This window comes from Phyllobacterium myrsinacearum (assembly GCF_014138285.1).
In the GTDB taxonomy this organism is placed as follows: Bacteria; Pseudomonadota; Alphaproteobacteria; order Rhizobiales; family Rhizobiaceae; genus Phyllobacterium; species Phyllobacterium myrsinacearum_A.
This window is the reverse complement of the sequence record NZ_JACGXN010000005.1, coordinates 244,911-263,667: the sequence shown is the minus strand read 5'-3', so window position 1 is coordinate 263,667 and position 18,757 is coordinate 244,911. Positions and strand designations below refer to the sequence as shown.

The 18,757-nt window shown below is 58.8% G+C and carries 13 protein-coding genes; 4 read left to right on the top strand and 9 right to left on the bottom strand.

Translation table 11 applies throughout. From position 1 onward, the window contains the following. Positions 1–197 precede the first annotated feature (197 nt). The gene (locus tag FHW16_RS17375) at positions 198–467 is read right to left on the bottom strand and encodes a hypothetical protein (protein ID WP_182550489.1); all 270 of its coding nucleotides are present in this window, start codon (positions 465–467) and stop codon (positions 198–200) included. A 435-nt stretch (positions 468–902) separates the two neighbouring features. Between FHW16_RS17375 and FHW16_RS17370 the strand changes: the two genes are divergently transcribed. Beyond that, entirely contained in the window at positions 903–2,660 is a 1,758-nt protein-coding gene (locus FHW16_RS17370) for an ABC transporter ATP-binding protein (RefSeq protein WP_182550488.1), read from the top strand. Positions 2,661–2,747: 87 nt separating this feature from the next. Continuing rightward, positions 2,748–4,436: an AMP-binding protein gene (locus FHW16_RS17365; protein WP_182550487.1), complete on the top strand. Its 1,689-nt coding sequence runs from the start codon at positions 2,748–2,750 to the stop codon at positions 4,434–4,436. Positions 4,437–4,466: 30 nt separating this feature from the next. On the opposite strand, the gene FHW16_RS17360 is transcribed toward FHW16_RS17365, so the two are convergent. The 3 genes from FHW16_RS17360 to FHW16_RS17350 all read right to left on the bottom strand — a co-directional run bounded on the left by FHW16_RS17360 (position 4,467) and on the right by FHW16_RS17350 (position 9,597). Further along, entirely contained in the window at positions 4,467–7,601 is a 3,135-nt protein-coding gene (locus tag FHW16_RS17360) for an efflux RND transporter permease subunit (RefSeq protein ID WP_182550486.1), read from the bottom strand. Further along, a complete protein-coding gene (locus FHW16_RS17355) occupies positions 7,598–8,842 on the bottom strand; it encodes an efflux RND transporter periplasmic adaptor subunit (RefSeq protein ID WP_182550485.1) in 1,245 nt (414 codons plus the stop codon). Before FHW16_RS17355 ends, FHW16_RS17360 begins: the two co-directional genes overlap by 4 nt. A 161-nt stretch (positions 8,843–9,003) precedes the next feature. Further along, positions 9,004–9,597, bottom strand: a complete 594-nt coding sequence (locus tag FHW16_RS17350) for a TetR/AcrR family transcriptional regulator (protein ID WP_182550484.1) — start codon at positions 9,595–9,597, stop codon at positions 9,004–9,006. Between the two features lie 179 nt (positions 9,598–9,776). On the opposite strand from FHW16_RS17350, the gene FHW16_RS17345 reads away from it, so the two are divergent. Together FHW16_RS17345 and FHW16_RS17340 are read left to right on the top strand one after the other, a co-directional pair. Beyond that, entirely contained in the window at positions 9,777–11,315 is a 1,539-nt protein-coding gene (locus FHW16_RS17345) for an MFS transporter (RefSeq protein WP_182550483.1), read from the top strand. Between the two features lie 75 nt (positions 11,316–11,390). Continuing rightward, the gene (locus FHW16_RS17340) at positions 11,391–13,673 is read left to right on the top strand and encodes a mechanosensitive ion channel family protein (protein WP_182550482.1); all 2,283 of its coding nucleotides are present in this window, start codon (positions 11,391–11,393) and stop codon (positions 13,671–13,673) included. A 3-nt stretch (positions 13,674–13,676) separates the two neighbouring features. Here FHW16_RS17340 and FHW16_RS17335 read toward each other — a convergent pair whose 3' ends face one another. From FHW16_RS17335 to FHW16_RS17315, 5 genes are read right to left on the bottom strand one after another with little or no spacing between them, the layout of a single operon-like run. Continuing rightward, positions 13,677–14,015 (bottom strand): hypothetical protein, encoded by a 339-nt coding sequence (locus FHW16_RS17335; protein ID WP_182550481.1) that lies wholly within the window; start codon positions 14,013–14,015, stop codon positions 13,677–13,679. Then, on the bottom strand, positions 14,015–14,815 hold the full coding sequence (locus FHW16_RS17330) for an ABC transporter ATP-binding protein (protein ID WP_182550480.1): 801 nt from the start codon (positions 14,813–14,815) through the stop codon (positions 14,015–14,017). The genes FHW16_RS17335 and FHW16_RS17330 overlap by 1 nt, the downstream gene beginning before the upstream one ends. Then, the gene (locus FHW16_RS17325) at positions 14,812–15,807 is read right to left on the bottom strand and encodes a FecCD family ABC transporter permease (protein WP_182550479.1); all 996 of its coding nucleotides are present in this window, start codon (positions 15,805–15,807) and stop codon (positions 14,812–14,814) included. Before FHW16_RS17325 ends, FHW16_RS17330 begins: the two co-directional genes overlap by 4 nt. Further along, positions 15,804–16,628, bottom strand: a complete 825-nt coding sequence (locus FHW16_RS17320) for an ABC transporter substrate-binding protein (protein WP_246711816.1) — start codon at positions 16,626–16,628, stop codon at positions 15,804–15,806. The genes FHW16_RS17325 and FHW16_RS17320 overlap by 4 nt, the downstream gene beginning before the upstream one ends. Before the next feature lie 39 nt (positions 16,629–16,667). Next, positions 16,668–18,629 (bottom strand): TonB-dependent receptor plug domain-containing protein, encoded by a 1,962-nt coding sequence (locus FHW16_RS17315; protein WP_182550477.1) that lies wholly within the window; start codon positions 18,627–18,629, stop codon positions 16,668–16,670. Positions 18,630–18,757: the final 128 nt, after the last annotated feature.

The window sequence follows — 18,757 nt, the reverse complement described above, 5'->3', positions numbered from 1 at the left end:
GAAATTCAGGCGCAGAGGACCGTGCCGAGCCGTCGCATTCGCGGTCGGTTGTGTTGATTTTGATTTTTGGGACAGCCCGCCGCGCTTGCCAGTCACCGGCAGCACGGCGGGCCTACTAGAATAATCGTCCATGGAATACTCCTTCATTGACGTTGGCGGCGCAAAAGCGCGGGCAAAACGTTTGAGGAAACCAGCCGTCAGACCATGCGGCCCGATTGATACACGGCCAGTACCATCCCCAGTTTTTCAACGGGGGACAAAGCCGGTGCGGGCGGTTCATTGTCGGCATGCCAATGCATTTCAAGCCGGCCGTTCACCGGATTGACCCGCCAGTCTGCATGCAGATTGGAGAACAGGTGTTGTTTTTCAGGAGCAGCGGAAACACTGTTCCGCTGCATGGCAAGCCGCCCGCGAGCGCGGTTGGCGAAGGCGCGAACGCCTGGAAGAGTTGCGAACGTGATGTTCATGGCTCACCTCATTGACCGGAATTGATCCGGCCTGGGTGAGCGACGGCGGAGCTCTAAGCTCTAACGTTGCTCATCCGGTGTACCGGATCGAGTCCTGCTCGTTAGTTGTATCAAGCGCCCGCGCTCCCGCATCAACGGCAGTCAGGGCGCAGCTAGATTTGCTGTCCATCGTCTTCTTTGTGATTTGAAAAATGACCCGGGTAACCCGAGCAAAACCCCGATACGCCTGCCAATCCCGGGTGTCAACCGGAAAGGTTCGGCAGCGCATGCTTTGTGACGGGAAATTGATCAGCAGAGGTAGCCCTGGTGTCCGCGGTGACCGTTTTTATATAAAGTGGATAAAACGGGTTAGCTTACGCGGCATCCCTATGGTAATCCCTCCCGAACCATGTCCTTCGAGCTGAAACAGCCCTTGGCTCCATCCACGCGTGTACCATGATCAAACGTTTTTTCGCTTACTACGCACCCTATAAGGGGCTCTTCGCGCTGGATTTCTCCTGCGCTGTCCTGTCCGGCCTGCTGGAACTTGGTTTCCCGATGGCTGTGCGCGCGTTCATCGACGTGCTGCTGCCCAGCGAAAACTGGACCTTCATCCTTCTGGCTGCTGCCGGTTTGCTGACCGTCTATCTGCTCAACACCGGATTGACCGCGGTTGTGGTGTACTGGGGCCACAAGCTTGGCATCAACATCGAAACCGAAATGCGCCGCAAGAGCTTTGACCATCTGCAAAAGCTTTCCTTCCGCTTCTACGACAACCACAAGACGGGCCACCTTGTCGCCCGCGTGACCAAGGATCTGGAAGAGATCGGCGAAGTGGCCCATCACGGACCGGAAGATCTGTTTATTGCGGTCATGACCTTCATCGGTGCGTTCCTGCTGATGTTCTTCGTCAATCCGCATCTGGCGCTGCTGACCCTGATGATCGTCCCGTTTGTTGCGTGGGTTGCCAGTCGCTACGGCGGTCGCATGACCCGCAACTGGCAGAACCTCTATCGCCGCGTGGGTGATTTCAATGTCCGCATCGAGGAAAATGTCGGCGGCATGCGTGTCGTCCAGGCATTCGCCAACGAGGATCACGAACGCGATCTGTTTGCCCATGACAATGCCCGCTATCGTGAAACCAAGCTCAGTGCCTATCGCATCATGGCGGCAAGCACATCGCTGAACTACATGAGCATGCGCCTGATCCAGCTGATCGTCATGATCGCCGGCAGCTACTTCGTCATAACAGGCAGTCTGTCGAATGGCGGCTTCGTCAGCTTCCTGCTTCTGGTGGCAGTGTTCGTGCGGCCGATTGAAAAGATCAATTCGGTGATCGAGACCTATCCTAAGGGCATTGCCGGTTTCAAGCGCTACACCGAGCTGCTCGACACCGAGCCGGATATTGCCGACCGCCCTGACGCCTCCGATATCAGCGGGCTGAAAGGCAACATCCGCTATGACAAGGTGAGTTTCGGCTACACAGCCGACCGGGCTGCTCTGCGCGATATCGATCTTGAGATCACAGCTGGTGAGACAGTCGCATTTGTCGGCTCGTCCGGTGCCGGAAAGACAACATTATGCTCGCTGCTTCCGCGCTTTTACGAAGTGAATTCCGGCGCAATCACCATCGATGGCATCGATATCCGTGACATGACCCTCGCCTCGTTGCGCAGCCAGATCGGGGTCGTGCAGCAGGATGTATTCCTGTTCGGCGGCTCCATCCGCGAGAATATCGCCTACGGCCGCCTTGATGCATCTGATGAAGACATTGCCCTCGCCGCCCGCCGTGCCCGGCTGGATGAAATGATAGCCGGTCTGCCTGCGGGACTGGAGACGATCGTGGGCGAACGCGGCGTCAAGCTTTCCGGCGGCCAGAAACAGCGGCTCGCAATCGCGCGCATGTTCCTCAAGAACCCGCCGATTCTCATTCTCGATGAAGCAACATCGGCGCTCGATACGCAGACAGAGCGCGAAATTCAGGCATCCCTTGCCGAACTGGCGCAAGGCCGCACAACTCTTGTCATTGCACACCGTTTGGCGACGATCCGCAATGCAGATCGTATCGTCGTGGTTGATGATGCCCAAATCCTGGAACAGGGCAGCCATAGCGCATTGCTGCACGCAAACGGCGCCTACAAGCGGCTCTATCAGGTCCAGTTCGGCGACGCGGGTGCGGAAATCCTGCTTGACCAGGTGAGCGGAAAGGTCTGATCCCGCCTCGGGACCGGAACTGCGAACTTTACAGCACGGGTCAGAAAAGTATGCTCCAATGGCGCAGTGCTTTGGGAGGAGCGATTGATGATCACGGAAAGCTATGTTCACGGTGCGAGCAATCAACCACTGATCGGCGAAACGATCGGACGGCACTTCGATCATATTGCCGGGCGGTTTCCGGACCGGCCGGCGCTTGTGGTCCGCCATCAGGACATACGCCTCAGCTACGCCGAATTGCGGCAAAGGGTCGATACGCTGGCAGCCGGCTTCATCGCCCTTGGCCTCAAACCCGGTGACCGTATCGGCATCTGGTCGCCTAACAATCTTGAGTGGGTCCTGACCCAGTTCGCCACCGCCAAGGCCGGTCTCATTCTGGTGAACATCAATCCCGCCTATCGCTCGCACGAGCTTGAATATGCCATCAACAAGGTCGGCTGCGCCGCCCTGATCCTGTCTCCCGCACTCAAGACAAGCAATTATCTTGATATCCTGCGCGAGATCGCCCCGGAACTCGACACCTGCGCGCCCGGCGAACTCAAGTCCGGAAAACTGCCGACGCTGCGAACCGTCATTCGTTTGGGCACAGACAAAACGCCCGGGATGCTCAACTTCGCCGATGTCGAACAGGCAGCCACCGCGCAGGCTATCGAACAACTGCACGCTTTGGCAGCCGTGCTGCAGTTCGATGACCCGATCAACATACAATTCACCAGCGGCACGACAGGCAGTCCCAAGGGCGCGACGCTCACCCATCACAATATTCTCAATAACGGCTTCTTCATCGGCGAAGCCATGCGTCTGACGGAAATCGACCGCCTCTGCATTCCGGTGCCCTTCTACCATTGCTTTGGCATGGTGCTCGGCAATCTGGCCTGTCTGACCCACGGCTCCTGCATTGTGATACCAAGCGAGGCATTCGATCCGCTGGCCGTCCTGCAGACGGTGGAGGCCGAAAAGTGCACCGGTCTGCATGGCGTGCCGACCATGTTCATTGCCATACTGGGCCATGCCGATTTCAAAAGCTTTGATCTCAGCAGCCTGCGCACCGGTATCATGGCAGGCTCACCCTGCCCCATCGAAGTGATGCGCAAAGTCATACAGGACATGCACCAGAGCGAAATCACCATCGCTTACGGGATGACGGAAACCAGCCCGGTGAGCTTCCAGAGTTCCGCCACGGACCCGCTCGAGCGGCGGGTTTCAACGGTCGGGCGCATCCATCCGCATGTCGAGGTCAAGATCATCGATACGGATGGCGCGATTGTTGCTCCGGGGGTTACGGGTGAACTACTGACACGCGGCTACAGCGTCATGCGCGGCTATTGGGGAGATGATGCCAACACCGCTGCAACAATCGATGCCGCCCGCTGGATGCATACGGGCGATCTCGCGACCATCGATGCGGGGGGCTATTGCAATATCGTCGGGCGCATCAAGGATCTGGTCATTCGCGGCGGCGAAAACATTTATCCGCGTGAGATCGAGGAGTTCCTCTACACACACCCCGGCATCGCTGATGTGCAGGTCTTCGGCATTCCCGACAGCAAATACGGGGAATGCCTTTGCGCCTGGATCAAGGTACGCGCCGAGTCCAGTCTCAGCGAGCACGAGGTGCTCCAGTTCTGCAAGGGCAAGATCGCGCACTATAAGGTTCCGGGACATATCCGCTTCGTCGAGGAATATCCGATGACCGTGACAGGTAAGGTCCAGAAGTTCATCATGCGGCAGGCCATGATCGATGAACTGGGCCTCATGGAGGCGAAAACCGCCTGAACGGTTCACGCCGCCCAATATCCGTACCACCTACTCCGCAGGATGCGCTGCTGCAGGTCCTGTGGATGGTGTTCCGCGTTTGTGGAAAACCTTGCGCCACAGGTTCGCCGAACCGCGCGACATATCTTCCATGTAGAGGAAGATCACCGGTGTGATGAACAGCGTGAGTATCTGCGAGGCAAACAGGCCACCAACCACGGCCACACCAAGCGGCTGGCGCAATTCCGAACTGGCGCCTGCGCCGATAGCAATCGGCAGGGTCCCCATCAGCGCAGCAAGCGTGGTCATCATGATCGGACGGAACCGCACAAGGCAGGCTTCGCGGATCGCATCATGCGGCGTGTCGCCCGCCCTTTGCCGCACAAGGGCAAAATCAACCATCATGATCGCGTTCTTCTTGACGATGCCGATCAGCATCAGCATGCCGATGATCGCGATCACACTGAGATCGAAACCAAAGAGTTCGAGCGTCGCCAGCGCACCGGCCGCGGCGGCCGGAAGACCCGTCAGAATGGTCAGCGGATGGATGAAACTCTCGTAGAGAATACCGAGCACGATGTAGATCGTCAGGATGGCCGCAATGATCAGCAGCCCCTGATTGGAAAGCGCCTGCTGGAACACTTTGGCGGTACCGGTGAAGGTCGAGGCAATCGAATCCGGGACATTCAGTTCCGCCTTTATCTTGTTGATTTCTTCCACGGCCCTTCCCAGGGCGATGCCCTGCGGCAAATTGAAGGAAATCGTCACGGCGGGGAGCTGGCTCAGCTGGCTGACCGCGAGCAATCCAGCCCGCCGCTCCACATGCGCAAAGGCAGAAAGCGGAATGAGCTTGCCGGTGGTGGTTGAGCGTATCTGCATCTGGTCGAGCTTGTCGGTCGTCCAGGGAATGGACGGGTCCAGCTCGAGAATAACCTCATAGCTGTCGCCCGTAGAAAAGATGGTCGACGCCTGATTGGTTCCAAAAGCGTAATAGAGCGAATTGCGCAACTGCGTCGAGGTTATGCCCAATAAACGCGCCTTGTCGGCATCGATTACCAGATTGGCCTGCAGCGCATTGTTCTGCAGATCACTCGTCACGTCGGCAAAATATTGCCTGTCCTGCTGCAGGGCCAGCAGGTATTTTTGCGACCAGGCATAGAGGTCGTCCGCGTTGATACCCTGCAAGACGAACTGATATTGCGCGCGTGATGACGTGCTGCCGATGCGCAGGTTCTGAATGGCGATCGGGTAGCTGTTGATGCCGGGCACTTTGGCGAGGGACTGGCGCAGATCCGTCAGCAATGGATCGAGCGCGAGGCGTTCGGATTTGGGCTTCAGCTCCACGAAGAAACTGCCCTGATTGAGACTGGCAGAGTTGAATCCACCGCCGATGGTCGATGCCACATGCGCGACATAGGGCTTGCTCATCAGAACGTCGGCGACCTGTTTCTGCAATGCCACCATGGCGTCGAAGGAGATATCCTGCCGCGCTTCGGTCGAAATGGACAGCTGGCCGATATCTTCGGTCGGGAGGAAGCCTTTGTCGATCGAGGAAAAGAGATAGAGCGTCGCAATAACCGTCAGAAGAAAGACACCGAGAACAACAATACGGAACTTCAGGCAGATGTCGAGCATGCGCCGGTAACCATCAAGCACCGCATCGAAAACCCGCTCGGTGAAGGGCTTCTTTCCCTTCCCGTTTTCATGCGGTATGGCAGGCATATGACTGCACAGCATCGGCGTCAATGTCAGCGAGATCAGCGCCGAAGCCACAATCGCCACGGTGACGACGACGGCAAATTCGTTGAAGATGCGGCCGACGACACCCCCCATCAGCAGAACGGGAATAAAGACCGCCACAAGGGAGGCGGTGATGGAGACGATTGTGAAGCCGATCTCCTCGCTGCCCTTGAGCGCCGCTTCACGCGGCGACATGCCCTCTTCAATATGACGGGATATGTTCTCCAGCATGACGATGGCGTCATCGACCACCAGACCGACCGAGAGTGTCAGGCCCAGCAGTGAAATATTGTCGATGGAAAAGCCGAAGACATACATCACACCCAAGGTAGCAATCAACGACAACGGCACGGCGACGGTCGGGATAAGCGTTGCCGCGATCCGCCGCAGGAACACGAAGATCACCATCACAACCAGCCCAATGATCAGGACGAGCGTGAACTGCACGTCCGTCACAGCTTGCCGGATCGATGTCGACCGGTCATTGAGCACGTTGAGGCTGGTGGAAGCGCCAAGCTCCTCGGCAAATTTCGGCAGCATGGTGCGGACGCGATCCACCACATCGACCGTATTGGCGCCGGGCTGGCGGAAGACGGCGAGCACAAGCGCCTTTTTGCCATCATAGCGGCTTTCCGTCTGGGTATTGGCGACGGAATCGACGACGCGCGCCACATCGCCCAGACGGACGGGTTTGCCGTTGGGAGATGCGATCAGGATCTGGCGGAACGTATCGGCGTTCTTCGATTGCGTATCGGCTTCAATCGCCATCTGCTGCGTGGGGCTTGTCAGCGTACCCACGGGCGCAATGGAGTTGTTGTCAGCCACGGCATTGGTCAATTCATCAATGCCGATACCACGTGCCGTCATGGCATTGGGATCGACCTCGATGCGCACCGCGAACTGCTTGGCGCCAAACACCTGGACTTCACCCACGCCGTCCACTGTAGACAGCGACGGTGAGATCACCTGTTCGGCATAATCGTCCAGCTTTGACAATTGCGCCGTGTCACTCTGCAGCGCCACGAGCAGGATGGGGGCATCGGCGGGATTAGTCTTGCGATAGCTCGGCGGCGTCGTCATGTTTGCCGGCAGCTGCTTCAGCGTTCGCGCGATCGCCGCCTCGACGTCGGCCGCAGCCTGATCGATGTTCCTGTCGAGCTCGAATTCAATGGTGACGCGCGTCTGACCCTGCGTGCTGGTCGCGCTGATCGTTGAGACAGATGGAATGGTGGCGAACTGTTTGATCAGCGGCGTCGCAACCGCATTGGCCATGGTGTCAGGTGCTGCGCCCGGCAACTGGGCGGAAACCGAGATAACCGGGAAATCCACCTGCGGCAGCGCGGCAACCGGCAGGAACTGATAGGCAAACAACCCGGATGCTGCCATCGCCACAGAGAGAAGGATTGTTGCGATGGGCCGGCGGATGAAGATTGCGGATATGTTCATTGAACGGTATCCGTCTTGATCGGATCCGGTACGCCGGTATCAGCGGCGGAAAGCGCGGGAGCAGTATTGTCCACGTCGGCCACGGTTTCGATCACAGTGGACCCGTCCTGCAGGTGCAGCTGACCATCGATGACGACATGGTCGCCGGATTTCAGACCTGCGGTGGTCACGGCAGTATCACCAACGGTTTCCACCACGGTCACCGCCTGTTTGGTGACCTTCTTGTCGGCACCGACCACAAATGCGAATGTCCCGTCATTGCCCTGCTGAATGGCGATGAGGGGAACGGTCACCGCATCCTTGTGTGTGCCGATTTCCACCGTGGCAGTCACATATTGACCCGGCCAGAGCGCGCCGTTGTCATTGGCCACATCTGCCTTCAAGACGATGGTGCCCGAGGCCGTATCGACACTGGAATCGACAAAATTGAGCGGACCCGATGCCACAACATTCTTGCTGCCCGGAACCTTGATCAGGACATTGAGCGGATGGTCCTTCATTGCGTCCCGCAATGTCGGCAGATCGCTTTCGGCGACCGTGAACGATACACGCAGCGGCGCCATGCGGGTGATTGTCAAAAGGCCGCTACCTGTATCAGCCATCCGCACCAGATTGCCGACAGATGTATTGACCACACCGACACGGCCGTCGATCGGGGCTTTTATGGTCATGTAGGAGAGCTGCACTTCATCCGCCTCGATCTGGGCGGTGTCCATGGCAATCGACGCCTTCAACGCATTGACAGCAGCGAGGGCCTGATAGGCCTGCTGCTGTGTATCGATTTTGCGGTTTGACAGGGCCTGGGCGGCAATCAGATCCTGATTGGCGGAATCAAGATTGGCCTGATCCTTCGCCAACGCCGCCTTGTCCTTGTCGATCGTCGCTCGGATCGTCCGGTCATCAAGCTGGAAAAGCACGTCACCGGTCTTGACCATCTGGCCGTCCTTGACATCGGTTGCCATGACCACGCCATCAGCCTGCGGGCGAATGACAACCGTATCAATCGGCTCGATATTGCCCACGACCGTCTTCGAAATGGGTACGTCCTCGGTCTTGGCTGTGGCTGCGACGATCGAAGGAACGGCTGCAGACCGTCCTTTACCCGAACCTTTGCCCGACGATGCCGTGGCGACTGTCGTCGGGCCCTTGCCAGCCGGCGGGGTATTCGAATGGGGAAAGAAAAACATATAGCCGAGCCCGGCCAATACAACGAACGCGACCAAAAGACCCAGACGTTTCACTGCACACTACCTCCAGGGCAGAGCCCATTAGCCAAACAACGTGTTTGGCTATCGACTTTCTCACCTTCCTCCGATCTTGTCGAATGACCATTTTGTCATGTTTGCTGCCATGCACACGACGATCCTCATGGAGTGAGAAAGCAGGCTGCAACCGCAGAATATCATTTCCTCAGCATTGAGGAAAATAAGGCAAACAGTGCATCGGCTACCGGTTTTGGGTCCTGAGCGCCATTCTCGATGGCGTCGTCAACGGCGCCATGAAAACCCTGGTAGACAACAACGGACACAAATTCGATATCCTGCACCGTCCACGCGCCATCTCTTGCGCCTGCCGCAAGCAGGTCAGCCAGTTGCCCGACAACCGCATTCTTTTCCGCCCTGTATCGCATCCGCCGCCCATGCTGATGAAAAACCACGTCGTGGAGCTTGTATTCGGCCAGATAGATGGACACGCCCGAGATCAGCCATTGCTTCAGGCGGGCCACGTGATCGCCAGCCGGACAGGTTTCGACAGCCGCACCGACACGATCAAGAAACCCTTCAGAAAATGCTGTCCGCAGCGCTTCCAGAATCTCGTTCTTGGTGGAGAAGTAATGATAGAACGTGCCCTTGGCCACGTCAGCTCTGGAGGTGATGGATTCGATCGTCGTCGCCTCTATTCCCTGCTCGATGAACAAAGTAGCAGCCGCGTCCATCAATTCCTGACGTCTGACTTCCGAGGGCTTGGTTCTGGGTCTGATGGTCTGTTTCATCATATTCCTTTGCCGCAGCGCCGCAGGACAATCAACAACTTCCGGTTCGCGCATCCATTTCCTATCACAGAAGGATAAGGAGAAAAAGAAATTTTAGAATTATTCTACAGTGACTTAACTGTATTGACTGACTGTCGGTCAATTGGTAATCAGCACTCTGCAACAACACGGGTGTCGACATCATGAGCAAATACCGCCGTCCTGCACTTATCCTTACAATCTATCTCGGAACATTCATCGCAACGCTTGATATCAGCATCGTCAATGTAGCGCTGCCGCAGATCCAGACAGCATTGCAGACCGATATTGGCGGTTTGCAATGGGTGGTTGACGCCTATGCCCTGTGCCTTTCCGCTTTCATTCTTTCCGCTGGTCCGATCGGGGACCGCTATGGTCGGAAACTTTCCTGGCTGATCGGTGTCAGCGTCTTCATTGCCGGATCGGTGCTTTGCGGCATTGCGGAAAACCTGACGGTCCTGCTCATCGGTCGTGCCATCCAGGGTGTGGCGGGAGCGCTGCTCATTCCCGGTGCCCTTTCCATTCTTGTCCATGCTTTTCCCGATAAAAAGGAACGCGCTCACATCATCGGCGGCTGGACGTCGTTCACCGCAATCTCGCTGATCATCGGACCGATCCTCGGCGGCGTTCTCGTTGAAACATCAGGATGGGCCAGTATCTTCTTTATCAATGTCCCGATCGGACTTTTTGCGATCGCCATCGGCATGTGGGCCATCACCGAAAGCGCCCATCCGGAACATGCAGCGCTTGATCCTCTGGGTCAGATCACCAGCATGATTGCTCTTGGTCTGTTGACGTTCGGCCTCATCACGGCCGGCGGGGCCGGCTGGAGCAGTTGGGAGACCATTCTGCCCCTGCTGGGCGCAGCCATCGCATTCGTCGTCTTCCTGGGCGTGGAGCGCCGGGTTGAACGGCCTCTTCTGCCTCTTGGCCTGTTCCGGAACGTCGAGTTTTCGATGATGAATGCCACCGCCTTCATGATCGGGTTTTCGACCTTCAACAATGTGTTCTTCCTTTCCCTGTTTTTCCAGCGCGCGCAGGGCATGTCCCCCGCGGAGACGGGATTGCGAATGGCACCGGAATTTGTCGCCATGGGTGCCGTTTCGATTCTGTCGGGCTATCTCTGTGCAAGGCTGGGAACGAGGCAGATCATCGTAACTGGCTGTGCGATCATAGCAGCATCTCTGATCCTCATGGGTCTATTTGCTGCAGGCATATCCTATCTTTATCTGGCGTTCCTGCTGGCCGCAATCGGGATCGGCATGGGATTGGTCGTCCCAGCAAGCAGTGCAGCACTGATGGCATCGGTTCCCGCACAACGGTCGGGCATGGCATCGGCAACCATGAACGCCATGCGGCAGATGGGAATGACCGTCGGCATCGCACTTCTCGGGTCGGTCATGAGCAACCACGCGCTCTCTTCCCTCACCGCCCGGCTCCAGGAAACCGGTTTGGACAACGCAACAGATATCGCCGAAGCAGCCATCATCCGTCACGACCTGACAGGCAGCAGCCTGCCTGTCGACACGCTCGGACAGCTTGCCGGTATATCATTCGCCGGGGGCATCGAACTCGCCATGCTCGGCGCAGGCGGTGTTGCCGTATTCATTACGCTGGCGCTGGTTTGCACACACTATGTCAAACAGCCGATCCGGAACTCGTTGCCCGGACAGGCGCCGGAGGAAAAGCCAGTGACACAATAGAACCGGATGCAATCAGCACTTGAAGCCGACCAAGCAATGCGCGTACTCCTATCGTGAGAACGAGGGGGTACCATCATGCTGAACCATGCGGGGATTTTGGCGGCGTTACGCGCAGTTGCTGTTTGTCTTCTGGTCGCGCTGCCCGGTGTTTTCATCGCCAGCACCGAGGTCGCCGCCCAGACCGCGCCGGAGACTGTCACCATCATCCTGCAGCGCGGCCAGAGCGAAACCGACATCAACAATACGTTGCGGGCAGCCTATGCCAGCGGCCGCAACGTGGTGGTTCGCTGGGAAGATCCTGCACCGGCAGGGGCAGCCGCACCGGCGTCTGTCCCTGCAAAGGCACCAGCCGCTCCAGCGAAACAACAGGGTACCCCCCTCGATCAGGCGGAAGTGCTGGCAAACGGACTGCTGGATTCGTTCAGCATGGGACTCTCCGTCGGCATAACAGGGATCGGCCATATCGCTGAACTGCCCTTCATGATGGACAAGGGTCTGCAGAACCAGGGCGGGGACTGGGGCCATGTCACGCTCGTTACATTGGGCGCCCTCCTTGCCGCAGCCGTCGCGGGCTGGATCGCATTCCGGCTTGGCACCGCACTCATCGTGCGTCCGATCAGCCAAGATGCCGATCTTGTCCACCGAGCGCGCGGGTCTTTTGCCCGCACACTTCGCGATGTCGTCGCCATCTGCGCCTTCATCGCCGTCGGACACGTCGTCATCAACGGATTGACTGTCATGTCGCCGATGGCCTCCCACCTCTCGGTTCGGCTGTTGCATGCGGCGGGGCTGACGCTAATCTACGCGGCTGTCGGCAGGCTGTTCCTGTCTCCCGGTGATCCCCGCGCCCGGCTTCTTCCCATCAACAATCCGCAATGGCATTTCCGCATGCTGGTCGCCTACGGTCTCATCGGGGCTGTCATCGGCCAGCTGGTGCGGCTGTCCGTGGAAAGCGGCGTAAGCCGCAGCGTCACCGAAGGCTGGTTCCTGATTGCCGCAACCGTTGTGACCCTTCTGAAGCTCTGGTGGTTCATCGGTGGCCGCACGGATATCGTCAACGTGTTCGCCGGATCGTCGCCGACGATGACACGCAAGATGATTGCGAGCGCACTGCCGGCGTTTCTGTCGCTCACCGCCATCCTGATCTGGGTCGTCGGCTGCATGGCGGCAAGCTCGCCGCAGCGGGCCCATTGGGGCGAAGCCGCCGGTGCAACCCAGGTCATTATTCTCCTGATCCCGATCATTGCCCTGGGCCTGCATGCACTGATTGAGGCGATGCATGAGCGTCATCACAACGAGAGCCATTTGCCCCCTCTGGTCCGGGCATTCATCGCCGCCATCCAGACTCTGGTGGCTGGTGGCATATGGCTTCTTGGCCTTTACATCATCGTGCGCCTGTGGACCACCTACCTCGATGAGAGTGGCTACTCCATGCTGCTGACGCTGATCACCGGATTGCTGCGGGTCAGTGTCGCCATTGTCGTCGGCTGGGCGATCTGGAGTTTCCTGCGTCACTATTTCAGTGCGCTGGCGCCCACCTCGCGGCCGCTGCTGCCGGGACAGGAGGATACTGACGGCACAACGCGTACGGCAACGGGGCGCCTCTCGACAATCCTGCCGCTGATCCGCGATCTCGCCTTCGGTGCAATTGTCGCCATCACCGCGCTCGTGGTGCTCTCCTCGCTCGGCATGGACATCGGGCCGCTGCTGGCCGGTTTCGGCGTTCTCGGACTGGCCATTTCCTTCGGCTCGCAAACACTGGTGAAGGATGTGGTCTCGGGTATTTTCTTCATCGCCGATGATGCGTTCCGCACGGGGGAATATATCGATACGGGAAAGCTCAAGGGAACGGTCGAGCGCATCACGCTGCGATCGCTCCAGCTGCGGCACCAGAATGGCCCTGTTCACACCATTCCATTCGGGCAGATCCAATCGGTGACGAACTACAGCCGCGACTGGAGCACGATCAAGTTCGAACTGCGCTTTGACCGCGACACCGATCCGGAAAAGATCCGCAAGACGGTCAAGAAGGTTGGACAGGAGATGCTGGAAGACCCGGAACTGGGCAGCGAGTTCCTCGTGCCACTGAAATTTCAGGGCATTCAGGACATCACTGAAAACTCGATGGTCGTGCGGCTCAAATTCACCGCCAAACCGGGAAACCCGTCGCTGATCCAGCGCGAGTCGATGAAACGGCTGCTGGTCGCCTTCCGTGAAGCGGGTCTCATGCTTGCATCCAACGCGGTCACGGTGCGCTCTGGGACCAATGATGCCGCTGGTGCCGGTGCTGCAACCCAGATCGCTCTGGAAAAAGCTGCCGAACTCGCTTCTACACAGGCCGCTGCCAAGGCAGGCTAGGTATCAGTGACCGGGCGAGTCGTCGTCCGTCTCGGCTTCCCCGGCTTCGCGGTCGAAGGCCTTCTGCCATGCAAGAATTGTCTCGGCGCGTTCATGATCGCCTTGTGACCGGGCAAAGGCCAGTTGCTGGCGCAAACCAACCCGCAGGGTCGAGCGCTCAAGCCGCGTTGCCGGCTTTTTAAACGCCGAGCACGGCGTCCCGTCGCTGATGGCGGTTACCATCCGCTTCTTCAGTTCCACCGCTTCGACAGGAGCATAGGCTATGGCACCGAATGTCCCCATGCTCCAGCTGGACTGCCAGAGCGCCATGTGTTTCGTGAGGAGCACACGCAGCTGATCCATCACCGTTTCCCTGCTGTATCATGTGAAGTGCCGACGAGAGCCACAGGCTGGACAATCAGTCCCTGTGCGGTCTTCTCGAGATAGGTCTCGACCCCATAAATCCCGCGCATGTGATCGACGGTCAGCACGTCAGCGGGAATGCCGTCCGCCACGATCGATCCTTCGTGGATCAGCACAAGCCGCGTGCACCAGCGGGCGGCAAGGCCGAGATCATGCAGCGAAACGACAACCGAAGTGCCTTGGCCCACCATATTCGCCAGCGACTGCATGAGAGCGATCTGATGCGCCGGATCGAGGCCCGCCGTCGGCTCGTCCGCCAGCAGCAGCGCCGCATCCTGTGCAAGTGCCCGCGCAATCAGCACCCGTGCCCGCTCGCCGCCGGACAGTTCCAGCGCCGAGCGATGGCGAAACGCCGCAATCTCCATGCGCTGCATGGCGCTCTCGACGAGCGCAACATCGTTTGCGCCAGGTCCGGAGAACCCGCGCAAATGGGGGGTGCGCCCGAGCGCTACGAGATGTTCCACCGACACGGCCCAACTGATTTCCCTGTCCTGCGGCAGATAGGCGATGTGTTTGGCCCGCTCGCGGAGGCTCAGCCGGGAAGCAGCGGTTCCGGCAATCCTGATCCCGCCTGATGACGGGACGAGGCCAAGAACGCTTTTGAGCAATGTGGATTTGCCTGCACCATTGGGACCGATCAGGCCGATGAGTTCACCGGCCCCGACATCCAGCGAGATATCGTGCAGGACGCGTCGCGTTCCGAGTGTGACATGCAGGCGGGAAAGGTTGAGGAGGGTCATGACATTCCCCTCCGCGTGCGGAACACAAGCCAGAGGAAGAACGGTGCGCCGATGATCGCCGTCAGCACACCGAGCTTCAAATCGCGGTCGGGCGCAATCAGGCGCGCCAGAATATCCGCACCCAGAAGCATCGAGGCGCCGCCAAGCGCACTGGCTGGAAGCAGGCGCGAAGGCCGGGCACCCACAAGCGGGCGCAGGACATGCGGCACGATAAGGCCGACAAACCCGATGGCACCCGCAACCGCCGTCGCCGCACCGACGGATGCCGCCGTGCCCAGAATGGCGAAGAGCTGAACCCGTTTGATGTTGATGCCCATGCTGGCCGCCGCATCGGGTCCGAGCGTCAGCGCATCAAGCGAACGGCCAAGGCTGAACAGGAGTACCCAGCCCATAAGGATGAATGGTGCCGCAAGCTGCACGTGCAGCATAGACCGGTCGGTCAGCGACCCCAGCATCCAGTAGACGATCTCCATCGCGGCGAACGGATTGGGCGACAGGTTCAGTGCCAGTGTCGTCATCGCCCCGGCAAAACTCGATACGGCGACACCGGCGAGAATGATGGTCAACGTGCCGGCACTGCGACCGGCCAGTGCCTGTACCAGCAGGACCGCAAGCACGGCGCCTGCGAGCGCCATCAGCGGCAGGGCAAGCGGAAAGGCCAACGACAGGCCGGTATAAATGGCAATCACTGCGCCGAGCGACGCCGATGCGCTGACCCCGAGAAGGCCGGGTTCCGCCAGCGGATTGCGCAGATAGCCCTGCAGCACCGCACCGGAGAGCCCGAGCGTTGCGCCGATCATCAGGCCGAGCAGCGCCCGCGGCAGCCGTATTTCCCGCATGACAATCACGATGGCATCGCCCTGCCCCATCAGCAGGGCGCGGATACTGTCCGACGTGCCGAGTGCTGCGGGACCAACAAGCAGTGACGCCACGAACATGATGCAGGTCAAAAGCGCGAGGCCCAGCAGCAGAAGACGGAAATGATCTTTCATTTGTGGCTTTCCCGTTGTGCCGCATCCGACAGCAGCTTGACGGCCTGCGCCGTGAACGGTGCGCCGCATATCCAGTATTTGTCGGGCACGTCGATGAGATCTTTCCCCTGCAGCGCCGCCCGAAATGCCGGATGCACCTGTGCCTCATAGGCAAGGGCGGGAGCCGGATAGGCATCGTGCGCGGCGATCAGATCCGGCTTCGCCATGACCAGCTGTTCGAGGGACAGTTTCTGCGTGCCCTGCAGACCAAGCTTTTCGCCGAGATTGTTCAGCCCGGCGCGGTTGACAACCTCACCGGCCAATGTATCGCGGCCTGATGTAAACTGGTTGGCGTAGTAGAGCGCGATGGTGGGTGTCTTGGCACTCCTGGACGGAACGCTGGCCAATGCCGCATCCATGGCCTGCAAAAGCTCTTCCGCCCTGGCATCACGTCCCAGAAGGGTGCCCATCCGGCGCACATTGGCACGGATATCGTCAAAGGAGGATTCCGGCTGGAACTCTTCCACGCGAAATCCCAGCCGCTTCAGAATATCGACCGTTGCCCGTGTGGTGTATGTGCCGCTCAGGATGAGATCCGGCTTCATCAGGAATATCTCCTCCGCCAGACCATGATTGGTGACAAAGGGTGCGGCCTCTTCAGCAAGAACCGAAGCGGCGGGATCTTTGGCAAGGTGGGACACGGAATAGAGCTGCCCGTCGGACGCCATAAGCATCGCCAGCTGATCGGTGCAAAGGTTCATCGAGACGACGCGCTTCGGCGCCTCGCCTCGTGCCGGATGGGCAGCCGCGAACAGTGCGATGGCGGTTGCAAGTCCCGCCATGCCATTCATTACAGTCCATCGGCTTCCCCGCTTCACCCTTCAGAAACTCCCCTTCAATCCGACAAAGGCGGTCCGGCCCGGCGTGTTGAAGCCAAAGACCTCCTGATAATCCTCATCAAACAGGTTTTCGATCCGCGCATAGGCTTCAATCTTGTCGCTGAACTTATAGCTGCCACCAATATTGACCAGCGTATAGTCCTTCAGGGTTACCCGTGACGGAAGAGGCGGTGTGAAAGCCGTGTCCTGCATCTTGCCGTTGAACGTCACCTCGCTGAAAACGCGGGCCCGATCCTCATAGAACGTATAGGCAGCATTGAGCGAACCGGAATGTTTGGGCCTGCGTATCTCGATCTCGCCGTCCGGGTCCTTCGCATCCGTATAGGTGTAGCTCGCAGTCGTGGTGAAACCGCCGGTGAGATTGAGCGTTGCGGCGACTTCCACACCCTGGCGCTTGCTTCGCCCATCCTGATTAATCGGCGTGTAGCGGAAATCCGGCGTTGCGATGCTGGTGATCTCGTCGGTGAGATTCTGCTGGAAATAGGTCACATCAACCACGAGCTGCTCGTCGAAGAAGCTCTGTTCGACGCCGAAATCCCAGCCAAGGCTCTTTTCCGGACGCAGATCCGGATTGCCCTTGTAGGACGAGGGGATATAGCCGAACTGCTCGTAGAACGATGGATTGGTGATGCCCGTTCCGACAGAGCTGTGCAGCCTCGTCCCCCAACCCGGAATTTTCCAGGCCGCCCCGAAACTATAGGTCGAAGCGTCCTTGAACCGGTCATTGGCGTCATGGCGGACCGCAGCATTGAGATAGAGCTGGTCGAAGAATTCGCCCCTGTATTCGCTCACCAGAGAATGCGTCGTCCGGTCATGTTTCTCGAATTGCGACGCGTCGAAATACGGGCTGGCGAAATCCGCATCCGCAGGCCTTTGCCGGAAGGTCTCCCGCTCGCCCTCATAGCCCGCCGTAATCTGGTGCTTGGCATCGGCAAAGGCAGGTGTTTCAAACTTGTAGATCGCCTGATAGGTGCCGGTCAGCCGATTGCCCTCGTTGCCGGATATATATTCATCGTGCTTGAGATAATCGCGCAGCGTATTGGTGTCGCTGATCCGTGCCTTCTGAGTCAGGGCACCATCAAACGATGTCCAGGTGATACCGAGAGAGCCAAGCAGTTCCTTTGTGGTCGTCTGGTCGTCACCATCGACGACAAGTCCCTGAAAGGGCGTTCCGTAGCCGCCATCGAGATCGAGGTCGCTGCGGCGGTTGACGTAGCGGAAGGTGCCGTCCACAACGATATCGGGCGTTATGTCGACCTTGAACTTGCCATTGATCGTTCCGTTTTTATCGCCGTCCTTCTCCGAACCGAAATTCGAGATGTTGAAACCATCGTTCTGGCGATAGGACCCCGACAGGGCAAAATCGTAATTCTCCGCCCCGCCCTGCAGCAGGACATTGCCGAGCCACGTTCCATCCGTGCCCGCCTCGGAGCGCCCGCTGATCTTGAACCCGTCACGCGTGCCACCCTTGGTGATGATATTGACCACGCCGGCCAGTGCGTTCGAACCCCAGAACGCGCTTTGCGGCCCACGCAGGATTTCGATGTGATCGACATCGGCCACCTGCAATCCGCCGAAATCGAATTCGCCATTGCCCGTCTCGCTGGCTTCCACACCGTCGATCATGACGAGAAGATGGTTGGCTTCCGCACCGCGCACCCGCACCTGCGTCAGCCCGCCATAGGAACCGGCACGGGAAACGGCAAAGCCGGGAACCTGGCGCAGGGCATCGGCCACATAGCGTGTCTGGTTCTGCACGAGTTGTTCCCCCGTGATGACCGTGTAGGCCCGGCCCGATTTCTCCGCTTCGATCTGCGATTGTCCGAGATTGATATAGATGGGATCGAGCGTGATCGATCCGTCTGCCCCCGTTTGGTCCTGCGCGACGGCAACACCGCCCGACAATATAAATACAGCCCCAGCAAAACCTGTTTGCTTCAACATGACGCCCCCACGGCATTGGAGACGCCAAGCATCTCCTGCGATTACGACCGGACCGCGGACTGGAAGGGCAACAGGGGGATTGCAATATTCAACCTGTAATCGCTCCGTCACGCGGCAACACTTTTTCA

Coding starts and splice junctions, on each gene's coding strand:
- FHW16_RS17370 (WP_182550488.1), top strand. CDS start 903: ATGATCAAACGTTTTTTCGCTTACTACGCACCCTATAAGGGGCTCTTC.
- FHW16_RS17375 (WP_182550489.1), bottom strand. CDS start 467: ATGAACATCACGTTCGCAACTCTTCCAGGCGTTCGCGCCTTCGCCAAC.
- FHW16_RS17365 (WP_182550487.1), top strand. CDS start 2,748: ATGATCACGGAAAGCTATGTTCACGGTGCGAGCAATCAACCACTGATC.
- FHW16_RS17345 (WP_182550483.1), top strand. CDS start 9,777: ATGAGCAAATACCGCCGTCCTGCACTTATCCTTACAATCTATCTCGGA.
- FHW16_RS17360 (WP_182550486.1), bottom strand. CDS start 7,601: ATGAACATATCCGCAATCTTCATCCGCCGGCCCATCGCAACAATCCTT.
- FHW16_RS17335 (WP_182550481.1), bottom strand. CDS start 14,015: ATGGATCAGCTGCGTGTGCTCCTCACGAAACACATGGCGCTCTGGCAG.
- FHW16_RS17315 (WP_182550477.1), bottom strand. CDS start 18,629: ATGTTGAAGCAAACAGGTTTTGCTGGGGCTGTATTTATATTGTCGGGC.
- FHW16_RS17340 (WP_182550482.1), top strand. CDS start 11,391: ATGCTGAACCATGCGGGGATTTTGGCGGCGTTACGCGCAGTTGCTGTT.
- FHW16_RS17325 (WP_182550479.1), bottom strand. CDS start 15,807: ATGAAAGATCATTTCCGTCTTCTGCTGCTGGGCCTCGCGCTTTTGACC.
- FHW16_RS17320 (WP_246711816.1), bottom strand. CDS start 16,628: ATGGCGGGACTTGCAACCGCCATCGCACTGTTCGCGGCTGCCCATCCG.
- FHW16_RS17350 (WP_182550484.1), bottom strand. CDS start 9,597: ATGATGAAACAGACCATCAGACCCAGAACCAAGCCCTCGGAAGTCAGA.
- FHW16_RS17330 (WP_182550480.1), bottom strand. CDS start 14,815: ATGACCCTCCTCAACCTTTCCCGCCTGCATGTCACACTCGGAACGCGA.